General features: G+C 63.3%; 10 protein-coding genes. 3 read left to right on the top strand and 7 right to left on the bottom strand.

Going from position 1 to position 17,896, the window contains the following annotated elements:
• Positions 1–2: 2 nt before the first annotated feature.
• Positions 3–962 (bottom strand): ADP-ribosylglycohydrolase family protein, encoded by a 960-nt coding sequence (locus tag LRS06_RS19390; protein WP_257873022.1) that lies wholly within the window; start codon positions 960–962, stop codon positions 3–5.
• Between the two features lie 209 nt (positions 963–1,171).
• Positions 1,172–7,300 (bottom strand): carboxypeptidase-like regulatory domain-containing protein, encoded by a 6,129-nt coding sequence (locus LRS06_RS19385; protein ID WP_257873021.1) that lies wholly within the window; start codon positions 7,298–7,300, stop codon positions 1,172–1,174.
• 244 nt (positions 7,301–7,544) lie between these two features.
• On the opposite strand from LRS06_RS19385, the gene LRS06_RS19380 reads away from it, so the two are divergent.
• Complete coding sequence (locus tag LRS06_RS19380) at positions 7,545–7,793, top strand: hypothetical protein (RefSeq protein WP_257873020.1); 249 nt, start codon at positions 7,545–7,547, stop codon at positions 7,791–7,793.
• Between the two features lie 238 nt (positions 7,794–8,031).
• On the opposite strand, the gene LRS06_RS19375 is transcribed toward LRS06_RS19380, so the two are convergent.
• The 3 genes from LRS06_RS19375 to LRS06_RS19365 form a co-directional block, all read right to left on the bottom strand.
• Positions 8,032–9,105 carry a nucleotidyltransferase domain-containing protein gene (locus LRS06_RS19375; RefSeq protein WP_257873019.1) on the bottom strand — a complete coding sequence of 358 codons (1,074 nt, stop codon included), beginning with the start codon at positions 9,103–9,105 and terminating at the stop codon, positions 8,032–8,034.
• A gap of 151 nt (positions 9,106–9,256) precedes the next feature.
• The gene (locus tag LRS06_RS19370; protein WP_257870339.1) at positions 9,257–10,213 is read right to left on the bottom strand and encodes an IS630 family transposase; all 957 of its coding nucleotides are present in this window, start codon (positions 10,211–10,213) and stop codon (positions 9,257–9,259) included.
• Positions 10,117–11,040 (bottom strand): nucleotidyltransferase domain-containing protein, encoded by a 924-nt coding sequence (locus LRS06_RS19365; protein WP_257873018.1) that lies wholly within the window; start codon positions 11,038–11,040, stop codon positions 10,117–10,119. The genes LRS06_RS19370 and LRS06_RS19365 overlap by 97 nt, the downstream gene beginning before the upstream one ends.
• A gap of 141 nt (positions 11,041–11,181) precedes the next feature.
• On the opposite strand from LRS06_RS19365, the gene LRS06_RS19360 reads away from it, so the two are divergent.
• Both LRS06_RS19360 and LRS06_RS19355 read left to right on the top strand, forming a co-directional pair.
• Positions 11,182–11,982, top strand: coding sequence for a hypothetical protein (locus LRS06_RS19360; protein ID WP_257873017.1), 801 nt, complete (start codon positions 11,182–11,184; stop codon positions 11,980–11,982).
• 234 nt (positions 11,983–12,216) lie between these two features.
• Positions 12,217–13,956 carry a M28 family metallopeptidase gene (locus LRS06_RS19355; RefSeq protein ID WP_257873016.1) on the top strand — a complete coding sequence of 580 codons (1,740 nt, stop codon included), beginning with the start codon at positions 12,217–12,219 and terminating at the stop codon, positions 13,954–13,956.
• 12 nt (positions 13,957–13,968) lie between these two features.
• Here LRS06_RS19355 and LRS06_RS19350 read toward each other — a convergent pair whose 3' ends face one another.
• Together LRS06_RS19350 and LRS06_RS19345 are read right to left on the bottom strand one after the other, a co-directional pair.
• Complete coding sequence (locus tag LRS06_RS19350) at positions 13,969–15,225, bottom strand: hypothetical protein (protein WP_257873015.1); 1,257 nt, start codon at positions 15,223–15,225, stop codon at positions 13,969–13,971.
• A gap of 20 nt (positions 15,226–15,245) precedes the next feature.
• Positions 15,246–17,870, bottom strand: a complete 2,625-nt coding sequence (locus tag LRS06_RS19345) for a polynucleotide kinase-phosphatase (protein WP_257873014.1) — start codon at positions 17,868–17,870, stop codon at positions 15,246–15,248.
• Positions 17,871–17,896: the final 26 nt, after the last annotated feature.

Raw genomic sequence — 17,896 nt, 5'->3', positions numbered from 1 at the left:
GCCTACTCCGCGCTGACGGCCCCGGCCATACGACGGGCCAGGTCTTCGATGTCGGCGCGGCGGGCCAGCACCTGGAGCCACTCCGGCGGAATTGCGGCTTCTCCATAGTACAGCCCGGCCAAACCGCCCGTCACGGCGCCGGTCGTGTCGGTATCGTCGCCGAGGTTGACGGCGGCCAGCACGGTTTCGGCGTACGTGTCGTAGCGCAGCAGGCACCAGAGCGCGGCTTCCAGAGTGTGCAGCACGTAGCCGGAGCTATTGATGGCCAGCACGTATATATCCGGCAGGCGGCCACTGAGGATGCGCTCAAACTGGTCGGCCTCTTTGGCGGGAATGTTCAGCGCCAGCAGCTGAGTTGGGGCTTCCTCACACAGCAATTTGTACGCGGCGGCCGGGGCCTGCCCAGCCAGCAGATGCCGCGCCATTTCCAGGTACAGCCAGCAGGCCACGAACGAGCGGATGTGGCCGTGCGTCACGGCGGAGGCTTCGGAAATCAGCTGAAACCGACTGGCCAGGGAAGCGGCGGGCTGATAAAAAGCCAGAGGCAGAATGCGCATCAACGAGCCGTTGCCATTGCTCCACTCGTCGGTACGTCCCGCCAGAATCAGGTCATCATCGGCTTTCAGGCGTTGGATGGCCTCCCGGGTAGTAATGCCGATATCGAACACAGAGCCGTGGGGCGTCCACAGGTTTTTGTAGTACCAGCGGCAGCAGTTCTCCGCCAGCTTGCCCACCGTGTAGCCATCGGCAATGGCCTCCGCCAGACAAAACGTGAGTGAGGCATCATCAGACCAGGTGCCGGCGGGCTGGTTGTGGGTGCCGTAGGCGCGCATGGCTACCACGGGGTCCTGGCGGCGGGCGGCCCGGCTTTGGAATTCTACGGGCACGCCCAGCGCGTCGCCCACGGCCAGGCCCAGCAGGGCCGCCCGGATCTGGGTTTCGAGGGTTGTAAGGTCAGCCATTTTCAGGGAAGGATGAAGCAGCTAGCAGGGCGTAAAGATGTTGTTTTCTCGTGGCTAACCGGTTTTTAGCCGGTATCTACTCCCATCCAGACCGTCATGCTGAGCGGAGTCGAAGCATCTCTACCGCTTCGTTGCAGTGCTGATTAGTTAGCCAGAGGTAGAGATGCTTCGACTCCGCTCAGCATGACACGACCATTACGGCAATTTCGTTAATCAATCTGCGCCTGCTTGCTGGCGGAGCGGCCGAAGCGGGTGGGGAAATACATGAGCTCGGCTTTGGCAGGATTGAGGGTGTAGCGGCCCCGGTAGCGTGGCTGCAGGGCAATGCGGAACGTGTGGCGGCCCACCGGCAGCACGTCGATGAAGATGCCCACCTGGTGACGCAGATATTCCCGGTGTACTTCGAAGGAGTTGCCGGTGGTTTTCTCCCCGTAGGAGCAGCCCGCCGGAATGGGCACTTCCAGCAGCACGTAGCGGGCCTCGGCCGGCACGTCTACCGTCGCTTCCAGCTCGGTGGGCTGGCCGGCTTTCAACCGAATGCGGGTTCCCTCCTGCCCGGCCAGACGCGTGCGCACGGTGAAGGGCGTAGCCACTGCCGCCGGAGCCGGGTTCCAGAAGGTCTGGTAAGCGGTGGCGTACACCGGCAGCCCGCCCTGCTTGCGGAGCGTGAGCGGTCCGGCGGTGGCGGGCACCTTGGCTTCAAACGGAAACTGCCCGACTTCCTGCGTGAGGCTGCCGCTAAGCTGAGTCCGGGCCAGCAAACCGCCGCTGGCCGGCACCACCAGCTCGGGGCCGATGGTAGCCAGAATCTGGGCGGCCTCGTAGGTGCTGGCCCAGTGGCCGCCAAAGCTGCGCTGCTGCAGCAGGTACGTGCGGATGCGCAGCAGCTCCTGCTCCTGCCCACCACGGGCCCGCAGCAGGCGGTAAGCCAGCAGCGTATTGCCCAGGCGGTCGGGCAGCAGGTGGCGGTAAAAGGTGCCCGGGCGCAGGGTATCGGCAAAAAACACCCCGCCCAGCTCGGAGCGGAGGCGGTAGCGGCGCAGAGTATCGAGCTGGTAGGGCATGCCCAGCTGCTGCCGCAGGTTGGTGAGGGCCAGGTAACGGTCGAGGGGCTGGCGGCCGCGCTGCTCCCGCTCCAGGCGCTGCACCAGGGCCGGAAAATCGGGCTGGGCGCCGAGGCCGTGCAGCAGCTGGAGCAGCCGGATTCGGTCGTCGGGGGAGCGGAAAAAGGCGCCGGGGGCCGATTCACGCAGGTTTTGGCGGACGGCCGCATCGGCAAAGGCCTCGTCGAGCTGGGTGAGCAGGTAGCGGCGGAGCGGGTCTTTGTCGAGGGCGACTTTGTAGCCCTGCTTTTCGGCTTGCTGCAACGCTTCCATCACGTGCAGGGTAGCCCAGGCGCTGACGGGCGAGGCCGGCCAGGTGCCCCACAACCCCTCGGGCTGGTGACGCCCCCGCAGCAGGTGGCGGATAAGCTGCTGCACGTCGCGCCCGCCCCGGAAGGGTTGATCCAACCCTTCGCGCAGGCGCTGCTCCAGCAGCAACGCCTGCAGCTTGGAGGCCGCCTGCTCGTTGCAGAGGTAGCCGTAGCCCAGCACGTGGCGAATTTCCTCGAATACCACGGGCAGCGGGCTGCTTTCCAGACGCACCGTCACGGGCCCCAGCTCGGGGCGCGCGGGGAAGGTGAGCGTGGTATCGGCGGCGGTGAGCACGGCAAAGGAGCCCACCCGCTCGCGGGTGCCCACGGGCAGCACCGGCAGCTGGCGCAGCTCCCCGTCCTGGTAGCCGTTGGGCTGGGTTAGGCTGAAGCGCACAGCCACGGAATCGGCATCGAGGGGTGCGGTGAAGGTGAGCGTATCGAGCACGGCCGTGGCCACGCGGTGCTGCTGGGTGCGCACCGGCCCCGCTCCCACCTGGAAGCTGGTGGTCACCTGGGCGGTATCGGGCAGGTAGTTGAGGGTTTTGCCGATAACCTGGGGCCGGTCGCCCTGGAGCAGGAAGCGCGGGGCCGCCAGCTCGCCCATCAGGGCCTTGAAGGAGCGCAGGCGCTGGGTGAAGGTGCCGGTGCGGGCGTGGTCGTCGGAAGCCAGCACGAAGGTGTCCCAGCCGGTGATGTCGTCGGGGATGATGACCTGGGTGCTGGCCTCCCCGCGGGCATCGGTGACGAGGGTGGGGCGCCACCAGCCCACGTCGGAAAAGCGGCGGCGCAAAGCCAGGCGTGGGTCGCGCGTGCCGGACACGGGCAGGCCGTCGGGGCCCAGCGCGGGGCCGTCCTTCATACCCGCCGCCGGCCGGCCGTTCAGGCCATTTTTGGTGGTGATGATAAGCACGCCGTTAGCGGCCCGGGAGCCATACATGGCCACCGCCGACTCCCCCTTAAGGACGCTCGTCTTGGCAATATCCTCCGGCCGCAGATCATCCAGCTTTCCAGTGTAGGGCAGCCCATCCACAATGATCAGGGCCTCGTTTTGTCCCGTTACGCTGCGAGTACCACGTAGCGTGATTCGGCTGCCGCCACCCGGAACCGTTACAATAGATATACCCGCCACCTTACCGGCAAGCGCCTGTTCCAGCGGGGCACTTTGTACGGTGAGCGTCTTTCCGTCAACTTTGGTTGTCCCAAAGCCAGTTACCACTACCTCATTGAGCTGGTTGGCATCTTCCTTCAGGGCTACCTGAATATCCTGGCTATCAACCCGGCGCTCAACTGCTGCAAACCCAACAAAGGAAAAACGCAGCACACTTCCGTTTGGCGGTACGGCCAGAGTAAAGCTGCCATCGGAATTGGTACTTGTACCATGATTAGCCCCTTTGAGCAGCACCGTTACGCCCGGCAGCCCCTCCCCCGTTTGGTGGTCCGTTACCTGACCCCGCACCACGTACCAGTCGGGCTGCGGCACTAGGATTTCTGCCGCCTTGCGCTCTACGGCCGCTTGTGGCATCACCGGCACAGACACCGACGCTTGCGGTATGTTTGCCCGGATTTCCTCTCGCAACACGCGCAACAAACGCTGGCGGGCCGGGCCGGCAGCAAGCTTATCCAGGGAATCGAGCTGCACGTAGGTGGTGCCGTTGGCTTGTATCAGCACCTCAGCGTTGGGTGCCAGTACTGTGCTGTCGGCCAGCAGTAAGGCCAGGCGGTAGCGGCCGGGAGCCAGAGCGTTCAGCGGGGTGGGCAGCTGCCGGTGCAGGCGTCGAAACGGAGGCTTCGCGGGCTGGGTGAGCAAGGTGTAGAGCACCCGCGGGTAAGAGTACTGGCGCGTTGAACTGATTGGCAAACGCACTTCCAGGCGGCCCTGACCAGCAGGAGTGCTGGTCGGGACGGGCAGCAACGGCTCGGGCTGCGGGCCCTGGTAGAAGGATGTAGCAGGCCGGGGGCGCAGATCGGCTTCGGTGTACGCAAAGTCGGCGAAGGGCAGCCGCGGAAACCGAATGGCTTGGCGCAAGTCCGAGTGGCGCTCCGCCGAGACGGTGCGCATCTTCAGTAAATCCCGGGTGAAGGTGTAGCGGTAGCCCGGCTCATGCAGGAACCTGCGCCATAGCCCGTCGGAGCGGCGCAGCAGCACCGAGTCGGGCCGGAACGGGCCACCCACGTGCAGCAGCTCGTTTTGGCGGTAGTAGGATTGATAGGGTCGGTTGGGCAGGGAAGGCCGGCCGGCGCCCAGCACCTGCAGGCGGCGGCCCTGGCGCAGCAGCACCTGCTCCTGGTAGCTGGTGCGGTCGATGAGCACCAGAAAGCGCGCCAATTCCGCCCGCTCCGCTTCCGATAAGGGGCCGGGGGTTTCCACCGTCAGCTCCCGGCACGGGTGGTTGGGGTCGAGGCTGAGGATGAGCTTGTGCAGGGGGCGCAGGTACACTTCCCGCAAACTGATGCGCTGGGTGGGCGTGCGCACGGTGATGATATGGTAGCCGCTGTCGGCCACCAGGGCAAACGGCTCGTCCCCGTTCACGGCCGCCACGTATACCGGGTGCCCATCCACGTACACGGCCACGGTGGGCTGCACCCGCCCCGAGTCCACCACAAACGGCGCCACCTGGGTGATGCCGCCCGGGGCCGGCTGGTACTCATGGAACGTGCCGTATTCGGGGTAAAGGAACTGATAGAAGCGCAGGGAGTCGAGGCCCAGGCGCTGGCGCCACGCTCCCCAGGGCAGCGGCCGGCGGGTAGGCTCATCGGCCTGATTTTCGAACCGGGCACCCAGGGCAAACCGCCGCCGAGCCACCCGGCCCACCACCGCCGGCTCGAAATCGGGCAACCTGGGGGCCGAGGCTGCCTCAAACTTGCTGGTGTAGGCGTAGGCCGTGAGGTCGGCGCCGGACACGGGGCGGCCGGAACCGTCGCGCACGGTGTAGCGCAAACTCACTTTCTGGCCGGGGTATACCACCTCGGGCTGCTCGGCTTCGATGGTGAGCTGATGCTGGGGCAGCGCCACGTTGTACTCGGCCGTGCGTAGCTCCCCACCCCAGAAGTAGTGCAGCGACACGTACCAGACTTCCGGTGTAGGCGCGGCCAGGTGCAGATTCAGCGCGGAAGTATACTCCCGCCGCACCAGGTCGTTGGCGCGGTAGAGGTAGTACCAGAATGGCAGGCGGCGCGGGTTCTCTACGGTCAGGTACAGGGAGTCCGCCGTGCGGTCGGAGCGCAGCACCACGCCGGCGTTGTCTTCCTCCAGGCTCAGCACAGCCGAGCGGCCGGAAGCGGTAGTCAGCTGGTAGCGGGTGGCGCGGGCATCCACCAGCCGGGCCAGGGGCAGTTGCACGGTTTCCAACGTGGAAACCAGGCCCTTTTCCGGGTCGCGGCGGGTGGTCTCGAGGCGGGCCGGGCCGGGGGCACCACCGGGAAAGCGCGCAATCACCGAGTCTTGGCGCAGCAGCAGCTGCAGCTCCCCGCTTTCCAGGGCATATTCCACCTGGGTGGTTTGGGTGCGGCGCTCCTGGTCGGCGTTCCGGAACTCGGCGTGCACCTGGTAGCGGAGGTTGGCGGCGGGCAGGGCGCTTGGCGGCAGGTTGAGGCGGGTTTCGCCGGCAGCATCCAGGGGCTGGGCGCGCGTCCAAAGCGTATCGGGCACAAACAACTGCCGCCCGGGGAAACGGCCCACGGTCAGGGGCGTCACGCTCAGGCGCACGTGGGCATCGAGCAGGTTCAGCTCGTTGGCATCCTGCCCCCGCAGGTACAGGGCCTGCGTAGTACCGGCCCGGTGGGTGGCTTCGGCCGGACGCAGGGTGTAGCGGGTGTTTTTGAGCTCGTAGTCTTCCAGCCGAAACGAGGTTTGCGCCAGGACTTCGCCGTTTTTCCCCGGCTGCTGCAGCCGCAGGCGCACGTACTGGTCGGCGCGCAGCTGCAGGGTATCGAGCCGCTCCAGCTCAAACTCGTAGGAACCGGGCCGCACGGGCCGGAGCAAAGCCAGGCGGCGCGGGGTGCGGTCTTGGTCGGCCTGCAGGTACAGTTCCAGGGGACGGCGGTATGGCCGGCCGGCGTGGTGCAGGATGCGGGCCTTCAGGCGGAGGGTGTCGGCCGTGGGGCGGTAGCGGGGCTTGCTCAGCACCACGTAGGCCCGCCACTTTTCGCCCCGCCGCTCGGTGCGCCGGTCCTGCCGCTCCTCGCGCACATCGGGGTTGAAGATGGAGCGCAGCAGCCCAATGGGGCCAGTGCTGATGTTGGAAGCGTAATGCAGCTCCCGAAACAGCTTTTGCGCGGGCCGGGTGAGGAGCCCCAGCGGAAACCCGAACACCACCCGTTGGTAAGCCCCGCGCCAACTCAGACTTCTACGCCCGGCTGCCCGGTACGGCAGCTGCTGCTCCAGCACGTGAAAGGTGGTGCGCCCGCCCTGCGTCACGGCCAGCAGCCCCGAGCGGCTCGTGCGGCCGGCCAGGCGGTAGGTCTGGGTGGCCGCGTCGAAGGGTACGGGGCGGCCCCGGGGCAGCAGCAGGCGGGCATCGGGCAGCAGCCGGCCCAGGCTGTCCTGCACCACCACGCTCAAATCCTGCTGGTTGGTGATGACGGTGAGCTGGCGGCCGGTGCGGGCGTGCAGCCAGTACACCAGCTCGGGCCCTTCGGTGTGGGCCACCAGATAGTAGCCGGCCGGCAGGGCCGCCACCCGAGACCGGCTCAGGCTGTCGGGCTGGCTCGTGGGGAAAGAGTCGACGGGCTGGGCGAAGTAGGCGTCCTGCACGGCCGTGAGCGAGTGTTCGTAAAGGCGGCGCGTCTGAGCGTCGGTCAGGCGGAAAACCTTGGTGAGGTAGCTCTGCTGGCGGGCCGTGGCCAGGCGTTGCTGGGCAGAAACGTAAATGGGCAGCAGCAACAGCAGCCCCAGGATGAGTGGGCGTAACGATGAAAGCATAACGGTGGGATAGGCGTACCTGATAGCTGATGCCACCGGCAGACACATTCCACACGCTTACTTTTTTCAGGCTGACGAAAAAAATCTGCTTCGCTAGGAAGAATCAGGTTTTCAAGGAATTAACCAGCCTAAAAAGAACACAAATTTCCTTGCTGGAATACCATAATTCGGGGGCTAACACAATTTCTGGCCTGGTCCTTGGGTTAGGGGAGGCAAGCATGTTTCATCCTTTTACCTCTCTCCCATGTTCCGGATCCTGCTGTTAGTTTGCGCGCTGCTGTTCGTGAGTGGTGCTTCCCAATCGGTTGAGGCTGCCCGCCCCAGTGCTTATGCCAAGGCCAAGATGAAAGGCCGCATCTTCACCCACCGGCCCGTGTACAAAACCTACAAAGGCCGCAAGAAAGCCAAGAAGCCCGGTTTCTTCCAGCTGCGCCGCAAGGCTAAAGCCCCCGCGCAGACGACGCGCCGCTCTACCCGCTACACCACGCACTAATCGGCCGCTTGCGCCTATTGCATTTTCCGGTTCCGGCCGCTCTGCCTTCGGGTGGGGCGGCCGGTCCTGTTTTTCGGGGACTAAGAGCTTGTTTAGATTTCGAAAAAACTTCTTTAGAACGTCATGCTGAGCGGAGTCGAAGCAACTCTACCGCTTCGTTGCAACACTATTCAGACAAAGCGGTAGAGATGCTTCGACTCCGCTCAGCATGACCCAAATATAAAAGCCCAAACACGCTCTACAGCTGCGCGTACCAGGCCCGGCGCGTGTGTACCAGCAGCTGCTCGGCGGCGGCTTGGTCGGGCGCTTCGGGCAGGGCGGAGGCCGCAAAAGCCGCTTCTACCCGCGCTACCAGCGCCTCGGCTTCCATCACCAGCTCTTCGTAGCTGAACTCGCCCCGGCGGATCTGCAGCAGAAACTCCCGGTCGGGGCGGCGCACGTGGATGTGCCCTTCCGTGGCAATTTCCTCGGCCATGCGCAGGAGCCGGAACACGTGCAGCATGTTCTTGGCGTCGTAGTTTTTGCCGTGCTGCACGGTGTTCTGGAACCGCTCGGGGTTGCGCTTCTGCTCCCACTCCTGGTACTCGCGGTACACCCGGCAGTAGGTGCTGTAGCCGTTGCGGTTGAAGCTCAGGTACGCCACCGGATCCTCCCCTTTCGGCACGGCCGAGAGCAGTACGTCCTGGGAGGTTTCCGGGTCGCGCACCAGGCCCCGGTAGTTGTAGCGGCGGTCCGGGGTATCGTCCACGAACACCGCGTATAAGTCATTGAGGTGGTTTACGTTGGCCAGCCCGCACTGCGCGGCCTCGTACCCTTGGCGGGCCAGCCAGGCTGCCACCGGCTGGGCCCCGGCGCCCACCGTCACGTAGCAGAAGTCCAGCACCGATTTGCGCTGGGGCGGCTCGGGGTGGTTGATTTTCTTGTTCAGGCCCCGCGCCTTCCGGATCTGGGCCACGGCGTACTCGGCAAAGCTCTGGCGGCACAACTTCGAGAGGAAATCTTCGGCCCGAAACGCCGAGAACAGCGGGTGCCGGTACACCACGCAATCCGCGGGCGTGCCCAGCAGCTCCAGCACCGTGGGGTTGCTTTTGAGCAGCAGCTCCACGAAGCGGCGCAGCTCATAAAACACTTCGTCGTTGGTGTCGTTGGCCACCTGCGGCACGTAGTCGAGGCCGTAGAACTCGGTTTCGGGCAGGATAAATACGCCTTTCAGGTCGGTATCGGAGTGGGGCAAATCGGTGCCGTAGGCGCGGCTGCCGCTGATGGCCTCGAAGAGAATCAGGCCGCGCCGGCGCAGGTCGGAAATGGTCATAATGAGTCGGCTGGAGACATTTTACTACTGACCGTCATGCTGGGCGGAGTCGAAGCATCTCTACCTCTTATAGCCCTATAACGAAGCGGGAGAGATGCTTCGGCTCCGCTCAGCATGACGGACTTTTGTTAACTACGTAGCTATAGCGGAATCATGAACGGTGTACGTGGTAGCCGCAGTGGTTAAACCAGGCTTTGGCGTCGCGGCTGGTAATCCAGTCGATGGCGGTTTGCAACGCTTGCTCCAGCGCCTGGCGGGTACGGGCTTGGGCCTGACGGAGCTTGGTTTTGAGCTTGCTCCAGGCCTGCTCAACGGGGGCAAAGTCGGGCGAGTAGGGCGGCAAAAACAGCACCTCGACGCCGCGCCGGGCCAGTTCCTCTTGCAAGCCGCCGAGCTTATGCACCGGCAGGTTGTCGAGCACCAGCACGTCGCCGCGGCGCAGTTGCGGACCCAGCACTTGGCTGATGTAGAAGGCGAATCTGCGCTGGTCTAACGCTCCATCCAGCACCTGCACGGCTTTGAGCCCGCGCACGCCCAGCGCCCCGATCAGCGTCAGGCTCTTACCGCGCCGCAGCGGCACGGCCCCGCCCGCGCGCCGGCCGCCCACGGCCCGCGCGTAACGCCGCGTGTAATCTAGGCGCAGACCGGTCTCGTCCAGAAAGTAAAACCGGTGCACGTCGCCGCGCGCGCTCACTGTTTCCACATACTGACGCCGCAGTTCGTGCACGCGTTGCGTGTCACGCTCGGTGGCGTGCAGGCTTTTTTTGCGGCGTAGCCCGTGCTCGTCCAGCACGCGCCAGATGACGCCCACACTCACCCGCTGCCCCGTGTCGGCCGCTAGCGCGTCGCGCAACTCGGCCAGCGTCGCGTCCGACTGGCGCCCGACCTGCACCACCAGCCAGGCCTGCGCCGCCGCGTCCAGGCACCGCGGCGGCCCGCCCCGGCCGGGCAGCGCCGCCAGCGAACCGGTGTGCCGCTGCCGACGCAGCAGTTTGCCCACGAAGGCCAGGCTCACGCAAAAGCGGGCCGCCACCTGCGCCTGCCGGGCACCCGGCTCGGCCAGCGCCTGCGCCACGCGCTGGCGCAAATCCAAAGAATAGGCTTGCATACAACGCGGTACGTATCTTGTGTAAAAGCAGCTACACCGTTCACGAAACCGCTATATCTGAGTCTAGCTACTACCAGCCAGGCCCGGAACAGCGCATCCAGCTCCGGCGTGGGGTCAGTGTGGCGCGCTACGGGCAGGGTGTCGCGGGCGGCAACGGCGGTTTCGTACTCGGCCTGCAGAAACGCCACCAGAGCGGCCGGGCGCGGCACGGTGGTTTTCTCGTTGGCGGTGGCTTTGCGGGCGAGCAGCTCATCTACGCTGCCATTCAGCTCCGGTGGAAGCAGCTGGCGCAACGCACTAAACTCCATCGGCGGCACCTCGGCGGGGCGCTGCTGAATCCAGCGGGCGGCCAGCGTGGAGCGCAGGGCGTAGAACAAGCGTTTCAGGCGCACGTCTTCCCCGGTCAGGTCGTCGGTTACGCCGCGGCGCATCAGGCCGGCGTAGTGGTGCAGGCCGGCGCGGGCGTTCCAGCACAAGGGCAGCAGCGGCTGCAGCGCCGCCCGAAACCCAGCCGCTTCTCGGTACACCACCGGCGACTGGAGCCACTCGAAAAGAGCCGCGTTGGTGCCGCGCAGTAGTTTCAGCGTCTTGCGCAGCTCCCAGCCGGCCAGGTCCAGCTCCGCATCTACGGGAAAGTTGAGTGTGTCGGGTCCGTCGTCCAGGGTCAGGTACCAGCCGGCTGGATGGGCGTAGATAAAGCGTACGTCGTAGTCGGAATCGGGCGAAGGAAAGCCCCAAGCCCGGCTGCCCGACTCACAGGCGTACAGAATGCGAATGTTGCGGGTGGCTTCGAGCTGGGTGAGGGCGGTCTGGATGCGGGCGTACACGGGCAGTTCGGGAAGGCGAAAGTAGGTTGCAAAGGTGCAAGGTAAAGGCCCGGCCCACGGTTTCGGTACATATTGCCCGCTCATTCTACCCTGTATATTTGACCGCCGCGTACTGCTTCGCCGGCCGTAACGCCTCCTGCTGTGAACTACCGCCCCCTTCTCTGGCTGCTGCCCGCCCTGCTTGGTGCCTGCACTCCCGATACCCCTGCTACCGAGCAGCCCACCCCGCCGCCCGTGTCCGGCGGCGCAGCGGCAGCTCCGTCCCAGTCTGGGGCTGATTCGCTGGCTACTTTTCATTGGGACACGGAAATGTGCACCTTCACCGGGCGCTACGACAGCCGCAAGTACACCGCCCGGCAGCTCACCGATACCTACGACCTGCTCCGGGGCGGGCAGCTCACCACCTCGGCGCCGGTTTTTAAGCCTGCCGATATTGCCAAGTTAAGCGTGGATACCCTGGAAGCGGAGTACACCAAAGTGCTGGCCCATATCAAGGGGCTGCAGCCCGTGCCGGGTGCTACGTGGCAGGAACTTAGACGCCTCAAGCTCCAGGAGCTCAACGACGAATACCGCGCCCTCAAAACAACCATGCTGGGCTACAGCAACCCCAGCCTGCTGGTAAACTCCCCGTATCCGGCCGCGTGCAAAGCCTACGTAAGGGGCCTGGCGGAGAAAAATGACAGTGTAATCATGGCCAGCTGGCAGCAGCTGGTGCGGGAGCAGCAAAAGAACAACAGCGTGCCGGAGAGTTTGCAGGCGCGGTTTGAACAGGAATCCGCCGCACCCAACTGGCACGAACATGCTCAGGTGGAGCTGATTAACTTCGGCTGGTGGAACTGCGTGAACGAAACTATCCGGCGCGTGGAGCCAACCGGGAAATGGCAGCAGCAGTACGAGCAGCTGTTCACCAACGTGCAGTCGGAGTGCGAGGCGGTAGACTGACCCGGCTTTTTCTACTGAACGTCATGCAGAGCGAAGGCGCAGCCGCAGCAGCTCTACGCTTCGTTGCAAGGCTTTAAATTAGCCAGCGGTAGAGCTCCCTCGACTTCGCGGACCCCAGATGAAGCATGACATTGAGGTAGTATCCTATACCGTTTCATTGTGGCTGCGGCATAAGGCAGAAACTCTTCTGCCGACACCTGCTACCTTGCTTTCCTGCCTTAACCCTTTGCTTCTATGGTGCTTTCTCGCTTACTGCCCGCCAGCCTTCTGCTTGGCCTGTCCCTGACCAGCTGCCAGACCCGGCCCGTTGCCACAGCCGCCGCCCCTGCTCCTACGGCAACCGCCGAAACTACCACCGTACCCGCGCCGGCAGTTCCCGCCGAAGCCATCAGCGCGGCCAGCATCAGCAAGTACCTGCAGGCCGTTTCCTCGGACAGCATGCTGGGACGCAAGCCCTTCACAACCGGGGAGGAGCGCATCACCACTTACCTGGCCGCGCAGTTTGCAAAGCTGGGGCTCAAGCCCGGGGTCGTCGAGATGAACTACAGCGGCGTGACTAACTCTTTTTTCCAGTCGGTGCCGCTGGTGGAAATTACGGGCACGCCCTCTTCTACCCTGCAGATCAAGGGCAAAGGCCAGGCGCTGAGCCTGCAATACAAGACCGATTTCGTGGCTTTCACCCAGCGCGAGCAGGCCGAAGTGAAAGTCACCAACTCCCCGTTGGTGTTTGCCGGCTACGGCGTGGTGGCCCCCGAGTACGGCTGGAACGACTACGCCGGCCTCGACGTGAAAGGCAAGACTGTGGTGGTGCTGGTGAATGACCCCGGCAACGCAAGCCAGGATTCCACCCTGTTCAAGGGTCGGGCCATGACCTACTACGGCCGCTGGACTTACAAATACGAGGAAGCTGCCCGCCACGGGGCCGCCGGGGTGCTCATCGTGCACGATACCAAGCCGGCCGCTTACCCCTGGAGCGTGGTGCTGAGCGGGGCCATCGGCCCCAAGCTGCGCGCCCAAACCGAGAACAAAGGGGCCGACAAGTGCGCCCTGGAAGGCTGGCTGACTCTGGATGCGGCCAAAAAGCTGTTCCAGGCCGCCGGCCTCAGCTACGACAAGCTCTACGCCGCTGCCAACACTAAGGGCTTCAAGCCCCGGCCCCTGGGCGGGCTCACGCTCACGGGTAGCATCCAAAACAAGCTGCTCCGTAAGACGTCGCGCAATGTGCTGGCCGTGCTGCCCGGCACCACCCGCCCCAATGAGTACATCATCTACTCAGCTCACTGGGACCATTTCGGGGTGGGCAAAGCCATTGCCGGCGACTCCATCTACAACGGGGCGGTGGACGACGGCACCGGTCTGGCTTCCCTGCTCAGCATTGCCGAAGCCTTCCAGCAAGCGAAGCAGAAGCCCGAGCGCAGCATCGTGTTTCTGGCCGTGACGGCCGAGGAGCAGGGTTTGCTGGGCTCGGCTTACTACGCCCAGCACCCGCCCTTCCCGCTCAACAAAACCGTGGCCGACCTGAACATGGACATGCTCTGGCCCTACGGCCCGATGAAGGACCTCACCGTTATCGGCTATGGGCAGTCGGAGCTGGAGGACTACGCCCGCGCGGCGGCCAAGGCGCAGGACCGCTACCTGCTGCCCGACCAGACGCCCGAAACCGGCATGTTCTACCGCTCCGACCACTTCAACTTCGCCCACGTGGGCGTGCCCTCGCTCTATGCCAGCGGCGGCTTCGAGAGCCGCACCGGCGGCAAGGCCACCATTGCCCAGCATCGCCAGAACTACACCACCAACATGTACCACAAGCCCGCCGACCAATTCGACCCCAGTTGGAACCTGACCGGCATTGCCCAGGACGCCCAGCTCTACTTCCGCGTGGGCCAGCGCCTGGCGAGTGAAACCACGTTTCCAAAGTGGCGCGAAGGCTCGGAGTTCAAAGGGGCGCGGGAGAAGAGTACGGGCGGGAAGTGAAGATTTACTTGTTTACTCTGTGGCCTGTACTTCTAAAGAATCGACGAACTGTAATTCTTCAGCTTCTGTAATGCTACCTGTTACTTTTATTTGATAAGTGGAATACTCCTTTGAAACCGTTTTTTCGCTCCAATTGATTTTGATTGCTTGCTTACCAGTGAACAGAAGGCAGGATGTCTCTACTTCTTCCGGGGAATCAATATTCATCAGGACAACATCCGACTCGTATGCTGTAGTCAAAGGATTAAAGGCAAACAATCCATCATGAAATAATGGATCAACAGCATAGAACGTCCCGTTTTGCCAAGTGGCTAAAAAGCTTGTTTCTCGCCAGTTAACTAGGTAGACGTTCTGTTGACCAAGTCTGAAGCCAGCTAGCAGCATCAACTCCCGACAATCAATCAGTGTTTTTCCGTGACCTAACTTGGTCTCACTACTCTTAGTAAAATCGCGGTCTTGTGGCTTGATTTTTCCGACCCAACGCGTCAATAGCCTAGGATCGTTAATTAGCTGCACGGCTGAAGAACCATCCATATGCGCCAATGAAGCAACAACGATATACGCATTACCCTGCTTCACAATAGAATTGGCGCATGTAGCCTCCGCTATATAATAAAGCTGGCTCTCTTTATCATAAAAATATACTTCACCGCCCCACTCACCATTGCACCTTGCACTGATAATGTAGCGGGCATCTTCAAATAGCTTAGGCTGCTTACTAAGCGGCATCGGCCCCATATAGGGCTGCCAGCCGCTACTTTCAGAAAATATAATGCTTCGGCTACCGGACAACGCAACTAACCGACCATTCAACACCCAGTGGTACGCGAAATTTTGGGTATTCAATTGTTTCTCTAATAGCAGATTTCTGGTCAGTTCGGGCAGACGGTAGCATGCAAAGTGCCCCGGCTCAAACAGCACAATCAGATTTCCCCGATAAATCACAGAAAACGATAATGGATAAGAAGCCGCTGCAAATGGGTTGCGCAACAACACTTGTTTTTTAAGCAAACCCAACGGCTTTTCTGATAATGCGATAGAAAAATCTCCGCCCTCCGGCCGCTCATATATTAGTGGAAGCGCGGGTGGTTCTTCTGCATACTCTATATGTAAACGCTGAAAACGTTTCAATAGCTTCTGTAATTTTGGTGGTGATGAATAGTACTGGTTGCGTAGTTTAATGCCAGAAGATGACTGATACCAGTTCAAACCTATTGGGAGCATAACTAACAGCCCCAACAGGCTTAAACCCAACAGAAATTTTTTCATACTATATCGTTTCTTTTTTATTACAACCGCGGGTCCACCGCCTCGCTTTCTAGGGCCAGCACGCCGAACACGCACTGGTGTACCTCCCGCAGCGGGGCACCGGCCACGAACCGCTCCAGGCCTTCCACCCCGAGGGTAAACTCGCGCAGGGCGAGGTTGCGCTTGGACTTCACGTTTCGCTCGCGCAGGCGCTCCAGGTTGCCGGGCAGCAGGTAGTCGGGGCCGTAGATGATGCGCAGGTACTCGCGGCCGCGGCACTTGAGGGCGGGCTGTACCAGCGTTTTCTGGCCGCTCGGGATGAAGTCGTAGGGCTTCACCACCATGCCTTCGCCCCCAGCCGCGGTGAGGTCCAGCCACCACTGGGTAGCGGCTTCCACGTCGGTAATATCCTGGAGATGCACTACGCGGTAGGGTGTGGCCCGGAGCAGGCCTTCATCGGCCAGGCAGATGGCGCGCAGGGTTTCCATGTGCCAGGCGTGGTCCTTGTCGAAGTAGGTACGGCCCTCGGTGGCGAGCAGGTGGAACGGGGCCAGGCGCAGATCGGCGAGGCTATCCACGGGCCAGCAGTAGCGGCGGTAGGCTTCGGCGTAGTGCTGGGCGGCGCTTTGGCGGGCAGTGGTGCGGGCCAGCAGCGCCTCTACCCCATCGAGGCCGCGGGCGGTGGCCTGGGCTAGCACGGCCGCCGCTTCGGGCAGCGCGGCATTGGCAGCGGCCGCCACGGCGGCGTACTGGTTTTTGATCAGCTCCTGGGCCTTGGCTGACCACGGCAGCAGCTCGGCATCGAGGCACAGCCAGTCAGTGCTGAACCGCTCCCAGAAGCCGCTGGCCGTGAGGGCATCCTGCAGCCGGGCGAGGAAGGCGGCTTCCAGGTTCGGGTCGTTAAAGAAGTTGCGGCCGGTGCGGGTGTACACCTTGCCCGGCCCCTCGCCTACCACCCCGAAGCGGCGGCGCGCAGCGTCCTCGTCCCTGGCCAAAACCACCACTACGCGGCTGCCCATGTGCTTTTCCTCGCACACCACCCGCTCCAGACCCTGGCGGCGGAAGTAGTCGAAGGCTTCGGCCGGGTGCTCCAGCATATCGGGCAGCGCCGAGGTTTCCGACGGGCTCATGGTGGGCGGCAGATACAGCAGCCACTTCGGGTTGAGGGCAAACCGACTCATCACTTCCAGCGCCGCCACCGCGTTTTCCTCCCGAATGGTGACGGAGGGTAGCAGCCGCGTCTTGATGATCTGCTTGCCCGTCACGTCCTGGATATCGAGCAGGTCGTCGTGGGCTTGCTGGGCGGAGAGAGTAGTGCTTGGTGCCTCGAGCATAGTGCTTAGCTCGTGCTGTTGGCGCAGGTAGTCGAGCGGGCGCACCGGCTCACAGTACACCTGCCGGGCGGGCACCGAAACCAGCTCCCGCTCAGGGTAGCGCAGGGCGGTGAGGCGGCCCCCGAACACGCAGCCGGTGTCAATGTCGATGGTGTTGTTGAGCCATTCGGCGTCGGGTACGGGCGTGTGGCCGTACACCACCATGGCCCGCCCGCGGTACTCGGAGGCCCAGTTGTAGCGCACCGGCAGCCCGAACTCGTCGATTTCGCCGGTAGTTTCGCCGAACAGCGCAAAGGCCCGCACGGCGCCCGAGCCGCGGCCCTGCATTTCCTCCCGCATGCCCGCGTGGGCTACCACCAGCTTGCCCTTATCCAGCACGTAGTGGCTCACCAGTCCATCCAGAAACTGGCGCACCTGGTTTTTGAACGTGTCGGATTCCAGGGCCAGTTGGGCTACCGTTTCGGCAAAGCCGTGCTTTTCGTTGACCTGTTTGCCGTTGAGGTAGCGCAGCAGTTTGATGTCGTGGTTGCCGGGCACGCACAGCGCCTGACCGCCCTGCACCATGCTCATTACCAGCCGCAACACCTGCGGCGAGGTAGGGCCCCGGTCCACCAAATCACCCAGAAACAACGCACGGCGGCCGGTTGGCGCCGTTACCCGTACGCCCAAGTCGCGCACATCTGTCACAGACTCTTCCTCCACCGTGTAGCCCAGCTCCGCGAGCAGTAGCACCAGCTCCTGGTAACAGCCGTGCACGTCGCCGATGATGTCGAAGGGGCCGGTGTCCTGCTTGCGGTTGCTGTAGAGCGGGTCGCGCACAATGGTCTGTACCGCGTCGATTTCCTCGGCCCCGCGCAGGTGGAAGATGTGGCGGAAGCCTTCCTGTTTGAGCGTTTTGAGGGAGCGGCGCAGCTGCTGGCGCTGCTGGGGTACCACGTGGCGGCCCAGGTGCTGGCGCTCGGTGCGCTGGCGGTTGCGGTCCTCGGCCAGGCGGTCGGGCACGTCAAGGATGATGGCAGTGGGCAGCACGTGGTAGTCGCGGGCTAGCTGCACGAGGGTTTTGCGGGCCTCGGGCTGCACGTTGGTGGCGTCAATTACCGTGAGCAGGCCGCGCTTGAGGCGCAACCCTACCAGGTAGTGCAGCAGCGCAAAAGCCTCCGGCGTGGCCGACTGGTCGTTTTCATCATCGGCCACCAGCGCCCGGCACTGGTCCGACGACACGATTTCAGTGGCTTGGAACAGCCGCCGCGCAAACGTGGATTTGCCGGCGCCGGAAGTACCGATGAGCAGGACCAGGGAGAGTTCGGGGAGCTTGAGGGTTGTTGTGGGCATAAGCTATATTTGATGAGCGCAGGATT

The organism is Hymenobacter sp. J193, assembly GCF_024700075.1.
Lineage (GTDB): Bacteria > Bacteroidota > Bacteroidia > Cytophagales > Hymenobacteraceae > Hymenobacter.
This window is presented reverse-complemented; position numbering and strand designations above follow the sequence as displayed.